The following is a 14,154-nucleotide window of genomic DNA, read 5'->3' as shown; positions in this document are numbered from 1 at the left end:
GCGCAAGATTTTCAGGAAAGACCCCCCATGGCGAACAGACTGAGCAACAAGACGTGCCTGATCACGGGCGCGGCGCAGGGCATTGGCCTCGCCGTCGCCGAAGCCTTCCTGCGCGAGGGCGCGACGGTGATCGGCACCGACCTGCAGCAGGATCGGCTCGACGCGGTGTTCGGCCCGCGCGGCGTGAAGACGGCGCGCATGGACGTCACCGACGCCGCCGCCATCCAGGCGGTCGCCGCCGACAATCCGGACGTCAACGTGCTGGTCAATTGCGCCGGCTGGGTGGCCAATGGCGCGATCCTCGACGGCGATCCGGCCGATCTGGAGCGCAGCTTCCTGATCAACGTCATGTCGATGACCCATACCATCCGCGCCTTCCTGCCGGCGATGCGCGAGCGGCGCGACGGGGCGATCGTCAACATCGCGTCCGTCGTATCCTCGGTGATGGCGGCGCCGAATCGCTTCGCCTACGGCACCAGCAAGGCGGCGGTGATCGGGCTGACCATGTCGGTGGCGCGCGATTACATCGGCGACGGCATACGCTGCAACGCGATCAGCCCCGGCACGGTCGACAGCCCCTCGCTCGGCGAGCGGATGCGCGCGCAGGGCGACGAGGCCGCGGCCCGTGCCGCCTTCATCGCCCGCCAGCCGATGGGCCGCATCGGCACGCCGGAGGAGATCGCCGAGGTCGCCGTCCTCCTCGCCTCCGACGAGGCCGGCTTCATGACCGGCTCAAACATCATCATCGACGGCGGCATGAGCCTGTAGGGGCGGGTTCGCCTGCCCGCATGGACTCCGCCACGCCAAACGCGTTTCAGCATCCGCAAAGCCACGATCCCCGCAATTCGCGGAGGCGTGGGCCCTGAGCCCATGTTCAGGGTGACGACGAAAAAAGAAGGGGCGGCTCCGGACCGGGAGCCGCCCCTTCTGCTTTCAGCCAATCGTCACAGGCTGGTGCGATGGACCTGCTGGCGCTGCTCGCCGAGCCCGTCGATGCCGAGGGTGATGACGTCGCCTTCGTTCAGGAACACCGGCGGCTTCATGCCCATGCCGACGCCCGGGGGCGTGCCGGTGCTGATCACGTCGCCCGGCTGAAGGCTCATGAACTGGCTCACATAGTGCACCAGATAGGGCACGTCGAAGATCAGGCTGGCGGTGTTGCCGGTCTGCATGCGCTTGCCGTTGACTTCCAGCCACAGGCCGAGATTGTCGAGCTGCCCGGCCTCGTCGAGCGTCACCAGATAGGGGCCGAACGGGCCGAACGTGTCGCAGCCCTTGCCCTTGTCCCACTGGCCGCCGCGCTCGAGCTGATATTCGCGCTCCGACAGATCGTTGACGACGCACAGGCCGGCGACGTGATCCAGCGCATTGTCGAGCTCGACATAGCGCGCCTCCTTGCCGATGACGACGCCGAGCTCGACTTCCCAGTCCGACTTCACCGACTTGGGCGGCAGGTAGACATCGTCGTTCGGGCCGATGATCGCCGAAGTCGCCTTGGTGAAGATGATCGGCTCGCTCGGGATCGGCATGCCAGCCTCGTGGGCATGGTCGCTGTAGTTAAGGCCGATGCAGATGAACTTGCCGACGCGGGCCACCGGCTCGGCGATGCGCACGCCGTCCTCGACGACCGGCAGCGATGCGATGTCGAGGCCCTTCAGCGCGTCGAGGCCGGTGGCGAGCAGCGCGCCGTCGATGTCGGCGATGGAGCCGGCGAGGCTGCGGATCTTGCCCTCGCCATCCAGCAGGCCCGGCTTCTCCTGGCCCTTGGGCCCGTAACGCAACAGCTTCATCGTCGAATTCCCTTATGCTGTGAACAGGGTCGCGACGCGGCGGGATGCCGGCCGCGTCGCGTGAGGGGCCGGCGGGCGCCGTTCGCGCCCGCGCCCCGATACTAGGATTCCAGCCCGCCCAGCGCGCCGGAAACGGCGAGGCTGGAGAAGCGCTCCGGCTCGGTATAGGCCATGCGCAGATGGGTCAGCATCGCCATCTGCGGGTCGCCCGGGCCGCCCGACACATAATCGAGCAGCTCGCGATGATGATTGAGTCGCCAGCGGCGGATCTCGCTGCTGACATGCTCCAGCGCCTTGTGCGCGAACAGCGAGGTGGTGAGCAGCACCAGCGTGCGCTCCAGATAGGGATTGCCCGACGCCTGCCAGATCACCGCGTGGAACTTGCGGTCGAGCGCGGCGGCATCGAGCAGCGGGCCTTCCCAGGCCTCCATCTGCTCGACCAGCGCGGTGAGCTCCGCCAGCACGTCCGGCGTCATGCGCGCGCGAGCGAGGCGCATCGCCTCGGCCTCCAGCACCATGCGCAGGCTGTTGATCTGCTGCACCTCGTCATTGCTGAGCTGGACGACGAACATGCCGCGCCGCTCATGGTTCATCACCAACCCCTGCTCCTGGAGCTGGGACAATGCCTCGCGCACGGGGATGCGGCTGATGTTGAATTCCCGTGCGATCTGGCTTTCGTTGAGGCGATCGCCCGGGCGATATTTGCCGCCGAGGATCTGCGAACGCAGCACCTTGACGAGATGGGTGCGCAGTGTCGACGGCGTGTTGTCGACGACGGGCGCCTCCTCGTAAACGGGCGCGGTCATCGAGCTGTTCAACGGTTGCATAAGTGCGCCTCGGCCAATGTGCCTGCCCCGGAAATCCTGCCGGAAGCCGCCGTACTAGGATAACGGACGGCTTCAAAGCATCAACAATTCTGATTGCGCGAACGGGCGATGTCCCGCTTCATGTCTCATTCCGAGACCCGGCCCGCCACGCCAAGCACCCCTCATCGTCGATCCGCGGATATCCTCATCGATCCGCCTTGGCTTCCCGCCGTGACCTGTATACTAAGTGCAGTTGCACCCCTGTCAATTGGGGGCCAATCTTGGGACGAGCCGGCGTCGGTCGGTTGAACTGGATGCGACCGCGATGTTGATGCCGGTGCCCGACAAGGCCGTGATGGAAGGCCGCGACGCGTTCGTCGCCGGCCTGCGCGTGCTCATCGACGATGGCCTGATCGAGGATCCGGCCGAGCTATCCGCCTATTCCTGCGACGGGCTGACCGCCTATCAGCAGCTGCCCCTTGCCGTCGTGCTGCCGCGCACCGTCGAGGAGGTGTCGCGCATCCTGCGCTATTGCCATGAGCGCGATGTGAAGGTGGTGGCGCGCGGATCGGGCACCTCCCTGTCGGGCGGGGCGTTGCCGCTGGCGGACGGCATCGTCATGGCCATGGGCCGGTTCAACCGCATCCTCGAGATCGATTATGACGATCGCGTCGCCGTGGTCCAGCCCGGCGTCACCAACCTCGCAATCTCCAACGCGGTGGCGCATCGCGACTTCTATTATGCGCCCGATCCCTCGAGCCAGATCGCCTGCTCGATCGGCGGCAATGTCGCGGAGAATGCCGGCGGGGTGCACTGCCTGAAATATGGCATGACCAGCAACAATCTGCTCGGGCTGGAGATGGTGCTGATCGACGGCACGGTGGTGCGGCTCGGCGGGCGCGGGCTGGACACGCCGGGCTATGACCTGCTTGGCGTGGTCTGCGGATCGGAAGGGATGCTCGGCGTCGTTACCGAGGTGACCGTGCGCATCCTGCCGCGTCCGCAGGTGCAGCGCGCGCTGCTGCTCGGCTTCGCGACGGTGGAGGCGGCGGGCAATTGCGTCGCGTCGATCATCGGCGAGGGCATCATCCCGGCGGCGCTCGAGATCATGGACCGGCCGGCGATTCACGCCGCCGAGGATTTCGTCCATGCCGGCTATCCGCTCGATGTCGAGGCGCTGATGATCGCCGAACTGGACGGCACGCCGGAGGAGGTCGATCACCTCATCGCCGAGGTCGAGGCGATCGCGCTCGCCGCCGGCGCCAGCTACGCCAAGGCGTCGACCAGCGAGGCGGAGCGCGTGCTGTTCTGGACGGGGCGCAAGGCCGCCTTCCCGGCGGTGGGCCGTATCTCCCCCGATTATTACTGCGTCGACGGGACGATTCCGCGCCGCACGCTGGGCGAGGTGCTCAACCGCATCACCGAGATCGGCGGACGCCATGGCCTGAAGGTCGCCAATGTCTTCCATGCCGGCGACGGCAACCTTCACCCGATGGTGCTCTACGACAGCAACATCCCCGGCCAGCTCGAGGCGGCCGAGGCGGTGGGTGCCCAGATTCTGGAGACCTGCGTCGAGGTGGGCGGCGTGCTGAGCGGCGAGCATGGCGTCGGCATCGAGAAACGCGATCTGATGCACCGACAGTTCGGCCCTGCCGATCTGGAGCAGCAGACACGCCTCAAATGCGCCTTTGACGAGAAGAATCTGCTCAACCCGGGCAAGGTCTTTCCCGAGCTCTGCCGCTGTGCCGAGATGGGCAAGATCCACGTCCATCGCGGCGCGCTGCGTTTTCCGGAGCTGCCGCGTTTCTGAAATGACCAACATCCTCGCTCCCGAGAACAGCAGCCAGCTTGTCGACGCCGTGCGCAGCGCGCGCGCCGACGGCACGACGCTGGAGGTGATCGCCGGCGGCACGCGGCGCGGTTATGGCCGGCCGGTCGATGCCGACGCGGTGCTGGACGTGTCCGGCCTTACCGGCGTGATCGACTATGATCCTGCCGAGCTGGTGCTGACGGCGCGGCCGGGGACTCCGATGCGCGAGATCGCCAGCCTGCTCGCCAGTCGCGGCCAGCACCTCGCCTTCGAGCCGACGGATCAGGCGCCGCTATGGGGCGGCGCCGGCGGGGCGGGCACGCTCGGCGGCGCGCTGTCCGTCGGCCTGGGTGGCCCGCGCCGGCCGATGGCCGGAGGCGCGCGCGATCATTTCCTCGGCTTCGAGGCGGTGAACGGCTTCGGCCACCTCTTCTCGGCCGGCGGCAAGGTGATCAAGAACGTCACTGGCTACGACCTGCCCAAGCTCGCCGCCGGCGCGCTCGGCACGCTGTGCGTGCTGAGCGAGGTGACGGTGAAGGTGCTGCCGGCACCTGCGGATGTCGCGACGCTGGCGCTCGAAGGGCTCGACGACGCGGTGGCGCTCCGCGCGCTGGCGATGGCGCTGGGCAGCCCGGCGGCGGTCAGCGGCGCTGTGCACCTGCCCTATGGGGCCGATGGCCTCGGCGACGGCCCGCTGACCTTGCTGCGCCTCGAAGGGGTGCCGGTTTCGGTGGCCGGACGGGCGGCGTCGCTGCAAACGCTGCTCACCGAGGTGGCGCCGCGGGCAAGGCTGATCGGCGGCGAGGAATCGCGCCGACTGTGGCGTGACGTGGGCGACCTCCATCCGCTGCAAGGCAGTGCCGAAGACGTCATCTGGCGCGTATCGCTCGCCCCCAGCGCAGGCGCGGCGTTCGTCGCGGCGCTTCCCGAAGGGCTGGGAGGGCGCCATTTTTATGATTGGGGCGGGGGCCTGGTGTGGCTGTTCCTGCCGGCCGCAGAGGACGGCCATGCCGCGGCGGTACGCACGACGCTGGCCGGTGTCTCGCGCGACGGCCATGCGACGCTGTTTCGCGCGGCCGAGGCGGTGCGCCGCGCCCAGCCGGTGTTCCAGCCGCTTGAGCCTGGCCTCGCCGCGCTCAGCGATCGGGTGAAGGAGCGGTTCGATCCGGACCGCATCCTCAATCCCGGCCGATTTTACGGGAAAGTGTGACGGGCATGCAGACGAGTTTCACCGACGCCCAGCTCAAGGACGCCGATACCGCCTCGTCGAACGCGGTGCTGCGCAAATGCGTGCATTGCGGTTTCTGCACCGCCACCTGCCCGACCTATCTGCTGCTCGGCGACGAGCTGGATAGCCCGCGCGGCCGCATCTATCTGATGAAGGACATGCTGGAGCAGGGCGGCGCCCCGGCCCCGTCGACCGTCAAGCATATCGATCGCTGCCTGAGCTGCCTGAGCTGCATGACGACCTGCCCGTCGGGCGTGAACTATATGCATCTCGTCGATCATGCCCGCGCGCATATCGAGGACCATTATACCCGGCCGCTGCCCGAACGGATGCTGCGCAGCCTGCTCGCGACGGTGCTGCCCAACCGCGCCCTGTTCCGCGTCGCGGCGGCGCTGGGGCGTCTCGCCCGCCCGCTGGCACCGCTGATGCCCGGCCGGCTCAAGGGCATGCTGACGATGGCGCCGGCGAGGCTGCCGGCCCGCGGGCGCGTCTCGGGGCCGGGCACCTATGCGGCCGAGGGCGCCCGCACGGCACGCATGGCGCTGCTCTACGGGTGTGTGCAGCCGGTGCTGCGGCCGTCGATCGACGATGCGGCGGTGCGCCTGCTCAATCGGCACGGAGTCGAGGTGGTGGTGGCGTCCGGCGGCGGCTGCTGCGGCGCCTTGCCCCACCATATGGGCAAGTCCGCCGACGCTCACGCGCTCGCCAAGGTCAATATCGCCGCCTGGGAGGCGGAGATGGCGCGCGGGCTGGACGCGATCATCATCACCGCCTCGGGCTGCGGCACCACCGTCAAGGACTATGGCTTCATGTTCCGCGACGATCCGGAATGGGCAGAGCGGGCGGCGCGGGTCTCGGCACTGGCCCGGGATATCAGCGAGGTGCTCGCCGATCTCGACCTGCTGCCGCCGGTGATTGAGCCGGGCATGCCGGTCGCCTATCATTCGGCATGCTCGATGCAGCACGGCCAGCAGATCCGCACCCAGCCGCGCGCGCTGCTGGCCCGCGCCGGCTTCGCCGTGCGCGAGGTCGGCGAGGGGCATATCTGCTGCGGCTCGGCCGGCACCTACAGCATCCTCCAGCCCGAGCTTTCCCAGCAGCTGCGCGCCCGCAAACTCGGCAACATCGCGGCGACCGGCGCCGAGATCGTCGCCACCGGCAATATCGGCTGCATCACTCATCTCGAGGGCGGTGGCGCGCGGATGATCCATACTGTCGAGCTGCTCGACTGGGCCACCGGCGGGCCCCGCCCGGCCGGGGTTTGAGAGAGCCCATCCGTTCGTGACCTCCACCACCCGGGCGCCCCCCGGGGGGTTGAGCTGGTCGATGGCCGGTATCGACGGGGCTGGCGGGCGCCCCCTCCCGATGTGCCGCCCGACAGGCTCGACAACCCGTCACCACGAGCGGCACCGGCGCACCGGCCTCACCCGCTGAAACCCGCTTGCGATTACGCATGTAGTCATGTACGACTACGAGCGTAATCGGAAGTGAGGTCGACATGGCGGCAGAGCGGATCAGCGAAGGCGAAGCGGTGGTGATGGAAGTGTTGTGGCGCGAGTCGCCGCTCACCGCCGCCGAAGTCGCCGAGCGGGTCGAGCCGGAACGCGCGTGGAGCGAGCGCACCGTCAAGACGATGCTGTCGCGCCTCGTCGCCAAGGGCGCGCTGTCGTTCGACGAGGAGGGCCGACGCTATCTTTATCGCCCGGCCGTATCGCGCGAGGATTATGTCGGCGGTGAATCGCGCCGGCTGGTCGACCGGCTGTTCGGCGGCCGCGCCGCGCCGCTGGTCGCCCAGCTCGCGGAATCGGGCGAACTCACTTCGGATGACATCGTCGAGATCGAAGCCCTGCTGAAGGAGCTGCGCAAATGAACCCCGAGGTCATGCAAAGCTGGGCGGTCGAGGCGCTGATCGCCTCGTCGTTCCTGATCCTCTTCGTCCTGCTGCTGCGCGGGACGGCGCAGCGGCTGTTCGGCGCGCGCATCGCCTATGCGCTATGGGCGTTGCCGCTGCTGCGCATGATGCTGCCGCGCGTGCCGGGGCTCGACGCGGCGCGCCTGCGCCCCGATGTGGAGCTGGGCGGAGTGGCCCATATGGTTGTCGCCAGCCTCGACAGCGCGCCTGCCATCGCCGCGCCGGCGGCGGCGGCGGCGACGATCGTGCCCGGCGCCGCGCGCCTCGCCGGCGCGCCCGCCCTGGTCGAGGCGGCGCCGCACGCCATCGACTGGCCGGCCTTGCTGTTGTTCGTGTGGCTGGGCGGCGCGGTGCTCCATCTCGGCTGGCACATGCTCGCCCATCGCCGCTTCCTGCGCCGGATCAAGGCCGATGCGGTGCTGCTGCGGCGCGATTGCGGCATCTCGATCTGGACGGGGCCGGCGGTGCCCGGCCCGCTCGCCACCGGTCTCCTCGATCGCGCGATCCTGCTGCCCGCCGACTTCACCGATCGCTACGCCCCGCGCGAGCGCCGGCTGGTGCTGGCGCACGAGGTCGCGCATCACTGCCGCGGCGATCTGTTCGCCAACGCCGCCGCGCTCGTGCTGCTGTCGCTCCACTGGTTCAACCCGCTCGCCCACCGCGCCTATCGCCTGTTTCGCGCCGACCAGGAGCTGGCCTGCGATGAGACGGTGCTGTCCGACGAGCCGGAGGATGCGCGCTTCCATTACGGCCAGGCGATCGTCAAGTCGGTGGCGCCGCGCTTCCCGGCCGCCGCCTGTGCCATGCACAGTGCCGGCCTGCTCAAGCAGCGCCTGCGGATGATGACGCGGATGTCGCGCAGCATGCTGCGCCTCGCCGCCGGTGCGCTGCTCGGCGTCGGCATCACGGCCGGCGGGTTGGCGCTTACCGCTTCCGGTGCCGCCGCCGCCACCGACCTGATTGCCGATATGCCCGTCCCGCCGCTGCCGCCCGTCCCGCCGCAGCCGCCGGTGCCCGGCGCGCCGCGGGTGACGCCGCCAGCGCCGCCGGCGCCGCCGGCGCCGCCCGCATCGTTCAAGGGCCACCACCATGTCATGATCTCCGATCGCTCGATCATCGTCGACGGCCGCGCGATCGATCCGGCTTCGGATGAGGGCCGCGAAATCCGCCGCCAGGCCGAAGAGGCGCGCCGCGACGCCGAGCGCGCCGCCCGCGAGGCAGCGCGTGAAGCCGCCCGGGCAACCCGCGAGGCGCAGCGCGACGCCGCCTATGCGACCCGTGACGCCCGGCGCGAGGCGCTGGCCGACGCGGCCGAGGCTCGCCGCGCCGGGCTCGAGGCGGCGCGCGCGGCCCGTGAGATGGCGGCGCATGTCGATACGTCGGGGATCGTTCGCGCCTCGCTGCGGTCCACCCGCGCCTCGCTGGAGGCGGATTGCCCCAATGGCCGCCGGGCGGCGAGCGCGATCGTCGACGACCGCGCCGCGATCAAGGCGATCGCCGCCGGCTGCGTGGACCGGGAAGCGATCCGGGCCGAGGTGCGCCGGGGCCTGATCCGGGCCAAGGCCGGGATCGCCGAGGCAGAGCTGCATATCAACGATTTCTGACCGGCGGGCGCGATCTCTCTGTTTCCGGGCCTTTCCACGTCTAGTCCCCCTTGCTATCGGCACCCCGAAATATCGCCTTGCATAAGGGACCGCCCATGACCGCCGTCGGACAGGACACGCTGAACACTCGCACCAAGCTCGAGGTCGCCGGCAAGACGGTCGAATATTATTCGCTGCCCAAGGCGGCCGAGACGCTCGGCGACATCTCCCGCCTGCCTTTCTCGATGAAGGTCCTGCTGGAGAATCTGCTCCGCTTCGAAGACGGGGTCACCGTCACCCAGGATGATCTCAAGGCGATGGCGGCCTGGGTCGCCGAGCGCCGGTCGGAGCGGGAGATCCAGTATCGCCCGGCGCGCGTGCTGATGCAGGATTTCACCGGCGTGCCCTGCGTCGTCGATCTCGCCGCGATGCGCGACGCGATCACGCGCCTCGGCGGCGATGCCCAGAAGATCAATCCGCAGGTGCCCGTCCACCTCGTCATCGACCATTCGGTGATGGTCGACGAGTTCGGCACGCCCAAGGCGTTCGAGGAGAACGTCGATCTCGAATATGCCCGCAACATGGAGCGCTACGAGTTCCTGAAATGGGGCTCCAAGGCACTCGACAATTTCAAGGTGGTCCCGCCGGGTACCGGCATCTGCCATCAGGTGAATCTCGAAAATCTGGCGCAGAGCATCTGGACATCCGTGGCCGCCGACGGCGCCACCATCGCCTATCCGGACACGCTGGTCGGCACCGACAGCCATACCACGATGGTGAACGGCCTCGGCGTGCTCGGCTGGGGCGTCGGCGGCATCGAGGCTGAGGCGGCGATGCTCGGTCAGCCGGTGTCGATGCTGATCCCGGAAGTGGTCGGCTTCAAGCTCACCGGCACGCTGGCCGAGGGCATCACCGCCACCGATCTGGTGCTGACGGTGACGCAGATGCTGCGCGCCAAGGGCGTGGTCGGCCGCTTCGTGGAGTTTTACGGCCCCGGCCTCGACGCGCTCAGCCTCGCCGATCGCGCGACGATCGCCAACATGGCGCCGGAATATGGCGCGACCTGCGGCTTCTTCCCGATCGACACCGCGACGCTCAACTATATGCGTCTCACCGGCCGCGAGGATTGGCAGATCGAGCTGGTCGAGGCTTATGCCAAGGCGCAGGGCCTGTGGCGCGACGCCAACGCCGCCGATCCGGTGTTCACCGACACGCTGGCGCTGGACATGGCGACCGTGCAGCCCTCGCTCGCCGGCCCGAAGCGCCCGCAGGACCGGGTGCTGCTCACCAATGTCGACGACAATTTCAACAATGAGCTGGCCACCGGTTACAAGAAGACCGGGGAGAGCGACCAGCGCGTCGCCGTCGACGGCGCGGATTTCCAGGTCGGCCATGGCGACGTCGTGATCGCCGCCATCACCAGCTGCACCAACACCTCCAACCCGAACGTGCTGGTCGCCGCCGGCCTCGTCGCCCGCAAGGCGCACGCCCTCGGCCTCAAGCCCAAGCCCTGGGTGAAGACCAGCCTCGCGCCCGGCAGCCAGGTGGTCACGGATTACCTCACCAAGTCCAAGCTGCAGGACGATCTCGACGCGCTTGGCTTCAACCTGGTCGGCTATGGCTGCACCACCTGCATCGGCAATTCCGGCCCGCTGCCGGCGCCGATCAGCAAGGCGATCAACGAGAATGATCTCGTCGCCGCCTCGGTGCTGTCCGGCAACCGCAATTTCGAGGGCCGCGTCAGCCCGGACGTGCGGGCGAACTTCCTCGCCTCGCCGCCGCTGGTCGTCGCCTATGCCCTCAAGGGCACGGTGCGCGAGGACATCACCACCACGCCGATCGGCGAGAGCGCGGACGGCAAGCCCGTCTACCTCAAGGACATCTGGCCGACCAACACCGAGGTGACCGACGTCATCACCTCGTTCATCGACAGCGAGATGTACCGGACCCGCTACGCCAACGTGTTCGAGGGCGATCGCAAGTGGCGCGGCATCACCATCGAGGGCGGCGACACCTATAGCTGGAACCCGTCCTCCACCTATGTCGCCAACCCGCCCTATTTCGAGGGCATGGAGATGACGCCCAAGGCCGTCACCGACATCATCGACGCGCGGCCGATGGCGATCTTCGCGGACTCGATCACCACCGACCACATCTCGCCCGCCGGCTCGATCAAGGCGGACAGCCCGGCCGGCAAATATCTGCTCGACCATGGCGTCACCCGGGCGGACTTCAACTCCTATGGCGCGCGCCGCGGCCATCACGAGGTGATGATGCGCGGCACCTTCGCCAACATCCGCATCCGCAACGAGATGATCCCCGGCATCGAAGGCGGCATGACCAAGTACATCCCGTCCGGCGAGGTGATGGCGATCTATGACGCGGCGATGCGCTACAAGGCGGACGGCACGCCGCTCGTCGTCGTCGCCGGCAAGGAATATGGCACCGGCTCGTCGCGCGACTGGGCGGCCAAGGGGACCAACCTGCTCGGCGTGCGCGCCGTCATCGCCGAGAGCTTCGAGCGCATCCACCGCTCGAATCTCGTCGGCATGGGTGTGCTGCCGCTGCAGTTCGCGGATGGCGTCGACCGCAAGAGCCTGAGGCTCGACGGCAGCGAGACCTTCACCATCGTCAATGTCGCGGACCTGCGCCCGCGCCAGACGGTGAGCGTCCGCCTGAAGCGCGCCGACGGCAGCGAGGAGACGTTCGAGACGCGCTGCCGCATCGATACCGTCAACGAGCTCGAATATTTCCTGAACGGCGGCATCCTGCATTACGTGCTGCGCAAGCTCGCCGCCTGAGGCGCCGGCGCCGGATCCGGCAGGCCCGGATCCGGCACGCCTGCGCAACAAATGGTTAAAATCGTTTGACCTGTCCCAATATTGGGCTGAATTTCCCCAGATGCGGCCACTCCTGATGAGTGACCACGCAACAGGGGTGCAGACATGATCCGATTCGCAACCGGGGTCCTTCTGACTGCATGTGTATCGACCATCGCCGCGACGCCGGCCTCGGCGCTCGACATCCGGCTTAATCCCGATTCGAGCTTCCTTTCCTCGCCCAATGGCGCTGCCGCGCTGCTCGGCTTCCAGAAGGCGGCGAATTACTGGAACAAGACCATCTCAACGGACGTCACGTTGCGCTTCGATGTCCATTTCGATGCGCTCGACGAGGGCGTGCTCGGCTCGACGCTCAGCAACGGCCTCGATACCTCCACGGCGCTCGTCTATCAGCAGCTCGGCGCGACCAGGAGCAGCGCGCTCGACGACATCGCCGTCGCCAATCTTCGCCCGCTGAGCGCGGCCGGCGGCCTCGGCATGCGCGTGCCGGGCGCGCAGGGCGGCGCGTTGAGCACCATCCCGGGCAGCGTCTACGACGATAATGACAGCTATAATAACCGCTTCATGTTCACCAATACGTCCGTGACCAAAGGTCTCGGCATCGGGGTGAACTATGGCAACAGCCTGTTCCAGGCGATCAACGACCAGGTCGGGGCCAACCTCTATAACGCCACGTCGGACGCGGACATCACCTTCAGCTCGAACTTCGCGTTTGATTTCAACCCGTCCGACGGCGTCGATATCGGCACCTATGACTTCGTCGGCGTCGCCATTCACGAGATGGGCCACGCGCTCGGCTTCGTCAGCGGCACCGACGATTATGACTATTATTCGCTGCCCGGTGGTCCGGGTGCGCCGCTTTCCGCGGCGGTCGCGGATGATGTCGCCTTCGCCACCACGCTCGATCTGTTTCGCTACGCGACCAATGGCTTCGACGAGACCGGGCTCAATCGCGCGTTGCAGCTCGATCCGGGCCGGGAGGCGTTCTTCTCGATCGACGGGCAATTGCCGTTCAACTTCAACGCCGAGCTGGGCGACGCCTCCTCATCCTTCTTCGCCACGGGTGCCTATAATGGCGATGGCGGCCAGGCCTCGCACTGGAAGGACGCGCTGGCCATCCTGCTGCCTAATGGCTGCTACACCGACGCGCGGCAGGTCGGCATCATGGACCCGACCTCCAGCAATTGCAGCAACGGCATCGTCACCAGCAACGATCTGGCGGCGTTCGACGCGATGGGCTGGAATCTCAACCTCGATGTGCTGACCGATCGCGGCTACGCCTTCGACACCGCGCAGGCCTTCCGGCTCCCCGGGCTGGCGGCGCTTGCCGGGGTGCCGGAGCCGCAGACCTGGGCGATGATGCTGATTGGTTTCGGAGTGATCGGCGGCGTCCAGCGGGCCCGGCGGCGGGCGCCGGCACTCGCCTGATCAGGCCTCGGCGTCGGCGGCGATCGCGTCCTTCAGCCATTCCGGCAGGATCGCCGCCGACGCCAGGATCGCCTCGACCCGCAGCCGCGCCACGGCGAGGCCGAGCGCGGGGTAATGCACATTGGCCGCCTCGCCCGGATCCTCGCCCGTGCGCAGCACCACCAGCCGCCGCGACACCTTGGCGCGATGATGCATGCGCGCGGTATTCTCCTGCCCGACATAGCAGCCCTTGGTGAAGCTGACTCCACCCAGCTCGCGGGCATTGGCCTCCAGCCACAGCGTGCGATCCTGGCCAAGCTCGGCCGCGCCCTCGGTGACGCCCAGCGCCAGGCGGTGCGTTCGCCACGCCGCGGCGGCGTCGCCCTCCTCGGCAGGTGCCAGCCAGCGCCGGCCGAGGCCGGGCAGGCGCGGATCGGCGACGCCGGCATCGCCCCCGGGCGCCCAATGCACCGCCAGCGCCGGCTCGCGCGCGATGACGATGCGCCGGCGCAGGCGGTAAAGGGTCAGCCGGCGCACCAGCGCATCTGCCTGATCGGCCTCGCAATCGACGAGGATGTCGTCACCCTCGGCCCAGAGCAGGAAATCGAACAGCACCTTGCCCTGCGGCGTGAGCAGCGCCCCCCACGCCGGCAGCGGCGCGTTCATGTCGGCCGTCACCAGCCCCTGCAGGAAGCCGCGGACATCCTCCCCCGACAGGCGGATCAGGGCACGGTCGCGAAGGGTGGTGGCGTTCATGCCGGCAAGGTAGGGAGGGCAC

General features: G+C 68.3%; 11 protein-coding genes. 8 read left to right on the top strand and 3 right to left on the bottom strand.

All coding sequences use genetic code 11. The features are described from left to right. The first annotated feature begins 27 nt into the window (after nucleotides 1-27). The gene (locus KOF26_RS10080; RefSeq protein WP_216323981.1) at nucleotides 28-768 is read left to right on the top strand and encodes an SDR family oxidoreductase; all 741 of its coding nucleotides are present in this window, start codon (nucleotides 28-30) and stop codon (nucleotides 766-768) included. 176 nt (nucleotides 769-944) lie between these two features. Here KOF26_RS10080 and KOF26_RS10075 read toward each other — a convergent pair whose 3' ends face one another. Then, nucleotides 945-1,790 carry a fumarylacetoacetate hydrolase family protein gene (locus KOF26_RS10075; protein ID WP_216323978.1) on the bottom strand — a complete coding sequence of 282 codons (846 nt, stop codon included), beginning with the start codon at nucleotides 1,788-1,790 and terminating at the stop codon, nucleotides 945-947. Nucleotides 1,791-1,891: 101 nt separating this feature from the next. Continuing rightward, nucleotides 1,892-2,596: a GntR family transcriptional regulator gene (locus KOF26_RS10070; protein WP_216323975.1), complete on the bottom strand. Its 705-nt coding sequence runs from the start codon at nucleotides 2,594-2,596 to the stop codon at nucleotides 1,892-1,894. Nucleotides 2,597-2,921: 325 nt separating this feature from the next. Between KOF26_RS10070 and KOF26_RS10065 the strand changes: the two genes are divergently transcribed. The 7 genes from KOF26_RS10065 (at nucleotide 2,922) to KOF26_RS17140 (ending at nucleotide 13,397) form a co-directional block, all read left to right on the top strand. After that, nucleotides 2,922-4,406, top strand: a complete 1,485-nt coding sequence (locus KOF26_RS10065) for an FAD-linked oxidase C-terminal domain-containing protein (protein ID WP_216323971.1) — start codon at nucleotides 2,922-2,924, stop codon at nucleotides 4,404-4,406. A 1-nt stretch (nucleotide 4,407) separates the two neighbouring features. Continuing rightward, a complete protein-coding gene (gene glcE / locus KOF26_RS10060; RefSeq protein ID WP_216323967.1) occupies nucleotides 4,408-5,616 on the top strand; it encodes a glycolate oxidase subunit GlcE in 1,209 nt (402 codons plus the stop codon). 5 nt (nucleotides 5,617-5,621) lie between these two features. Continuing rightward, nucleotides 5,622-6,899, top strand: a complete 1,278-nt coding sequence (gene glcF / locus KOF26_RS10055) for a glycolate oxidase subunit GlcF (RefSeq protein WP_216323964.1) — start codon at nucleotides 5,622-5,624, stop codon at nucleotides 6,897-6,899. A gap of 233 nt (nucleotides 6,900-7,132) precedes the next feature. Continuing rightward, on the top strand, nucleotides 7,133-7,504 hold the full coding sequence (locus KOF26_RS10050) for a BlaI/MecI/CopY family transcriptional regulator (protein ID WP_216323961.1): 372 nt from the start codon (nucleotides 7,133-7,135) through the stop codon (nucleotides 7,502-7,504). Further along, nucleotides 7,501-9,150 carry a M56 family metallopeptidase gene (locus KOF26_RS10045; RefSeq protein WP_216323958.1) on the top strand — a complete coding sequence of 550 codons (1,650 nt, stop codon included), beginning with the start codon at nucleotides 7,501-7,503 and terminating at the stop codon, nucleotides 9,148-9,150. Before KOF26_RS10050 ends, KOF26_RS10045 begins: the two co-directional genes overlap by 4 nt. A gap of 95 nt (nucleotides 9,151-9,245) precedes the next feature. Next, entirely contained in the window at nucleotides 9,246-11,930 is a 2,685-nt protein-coding gene (acnA, locus tag KOF26_RS10040; RefSeq protein ID WP_216323955.1) for an aconitate hydratase AcnA, read from the top strand. Between the two features lie 144 nt (nucleotides 11,931-12,074). Continuing rightward, nucleotides 12,075-13,397 (top strand): NF038122 family metalloprotease, encoded by a 1,323-nt coding sequence (locus KOF26_RS17140; protein WP_253201302.1) that lies wholly within the window; start codon nucleotides 12,075-12,077, stop codon nucleotides 13,395-13,397. Here the strand turns inward: KOF26_RS17140 and ygfZ are convergent, their stop codons facing one another. Continuing rightward, nucleotides 13,398-14,132, bottom strand: coding sequence for a CAF17-like 4Fe-4S cluster assembly/insertion protein YgfZ (ygfZ, locus tag KOF26_RS10030; protein WP_216323953.1), 735 nt, complete (start codon nucleotides 14,130-14,132; stop codon nucleotides 13,398-13,400). Between the last annotated feature and the right edge of the window lie 22 nt (nucleotides 14,133-14,154).

The sequence above is a fragment of the Sphingomonas quercus genome (assembly GCF_018863195.1).
GTDB classification, from domain to species: Bacteria; Pseudomonadota; Alphaproteobacteria; order Sphingomonadales; family Sphingomonadaceae; genus Solisphingomonas; species Solisphingomonas quercus.
Note: the sequence above shows the minus strand (reverse complement) of the source record. Positions and strands in the feature narration are given on the sequence as shown.

Bases quoted from the DNA above. Each gene is read 5' to 3' on its own strand.
- KOF26_RS10080 (WP_216323981.1), top strand. From the start codon at position 28: ATGGCGAACAGACTGAGCAACAAGACGTGCCTGATCACGGGCGCGGCG.
- KOF26_RS10075 (WP_216323978.1), bottom strand. From the start codon at position 1,790: ATGAAGCTGTTGCGTTACGGGCCCAAGGGCCAGGAGAAGCCGGGCCTG.
- KOF26_RS10070 (WP_216323975.1), bottom strand. From the start codon at position 2,596: ATGACCGCGCCCGTTTACGAGGAGGCGCCCGTCGTCGACAACACGCCG.
- KOF26_RS10065 (WP_216323971.1), top strand. From the start codon at position 2,922: ATGTTGATGCCGGTGCCCGACAAGGCCGTGATGGAAGGCCGCGACGCG.
- glcE (WP_216323967.1), top strand. From the start codon at position 4,408: ATGACCAACATCCTCGCTCCCGAGAACAGCAGCCAGCTTGTCGACGCC.
- glcF (WP_216323964.1), top strand. From the start codon at position 5,622: ATGCAGACGAGTTTCACCGACGCCCAGCTCAAGGACGCCGATACCGCC.
- KOF26_RS10050 (WP_216323961.1), top strand. From the start codon at position 7,133: ATGGCGGCAGAGCGGATCAGCGAAGGCGAAGCGGTGGTGATGGAAGTG.
- KOF26_RS10045 (WP_216323958.1), top strand. From the start codon at position 7,501: ATGAACCCCGAGGTCATGCAAAGCTGGGCGGTCGAGGCGCTGATCGCC.
- acnA (WP_216323955.1), top strand. From the start codon at position 9,246: ATGACCGCCGTCGGACAGGACACGCTGAACACTCGCACCAAGCTCGAG.
- KOF26_RS17140 (WP_253201302.1), top strand. From the start codon at position 12,075: ATGATCCGATTCGCAACCGGGGTCCTTCTGACTGCATGTGTATCGACC.
- ygfZ (WP_216323953.1), bottom strand. From the start codon at position 14,132: ATGAACGCCACCACCCTTCGCGACCGTGCCCTGATCCGCCTGTCGGGG.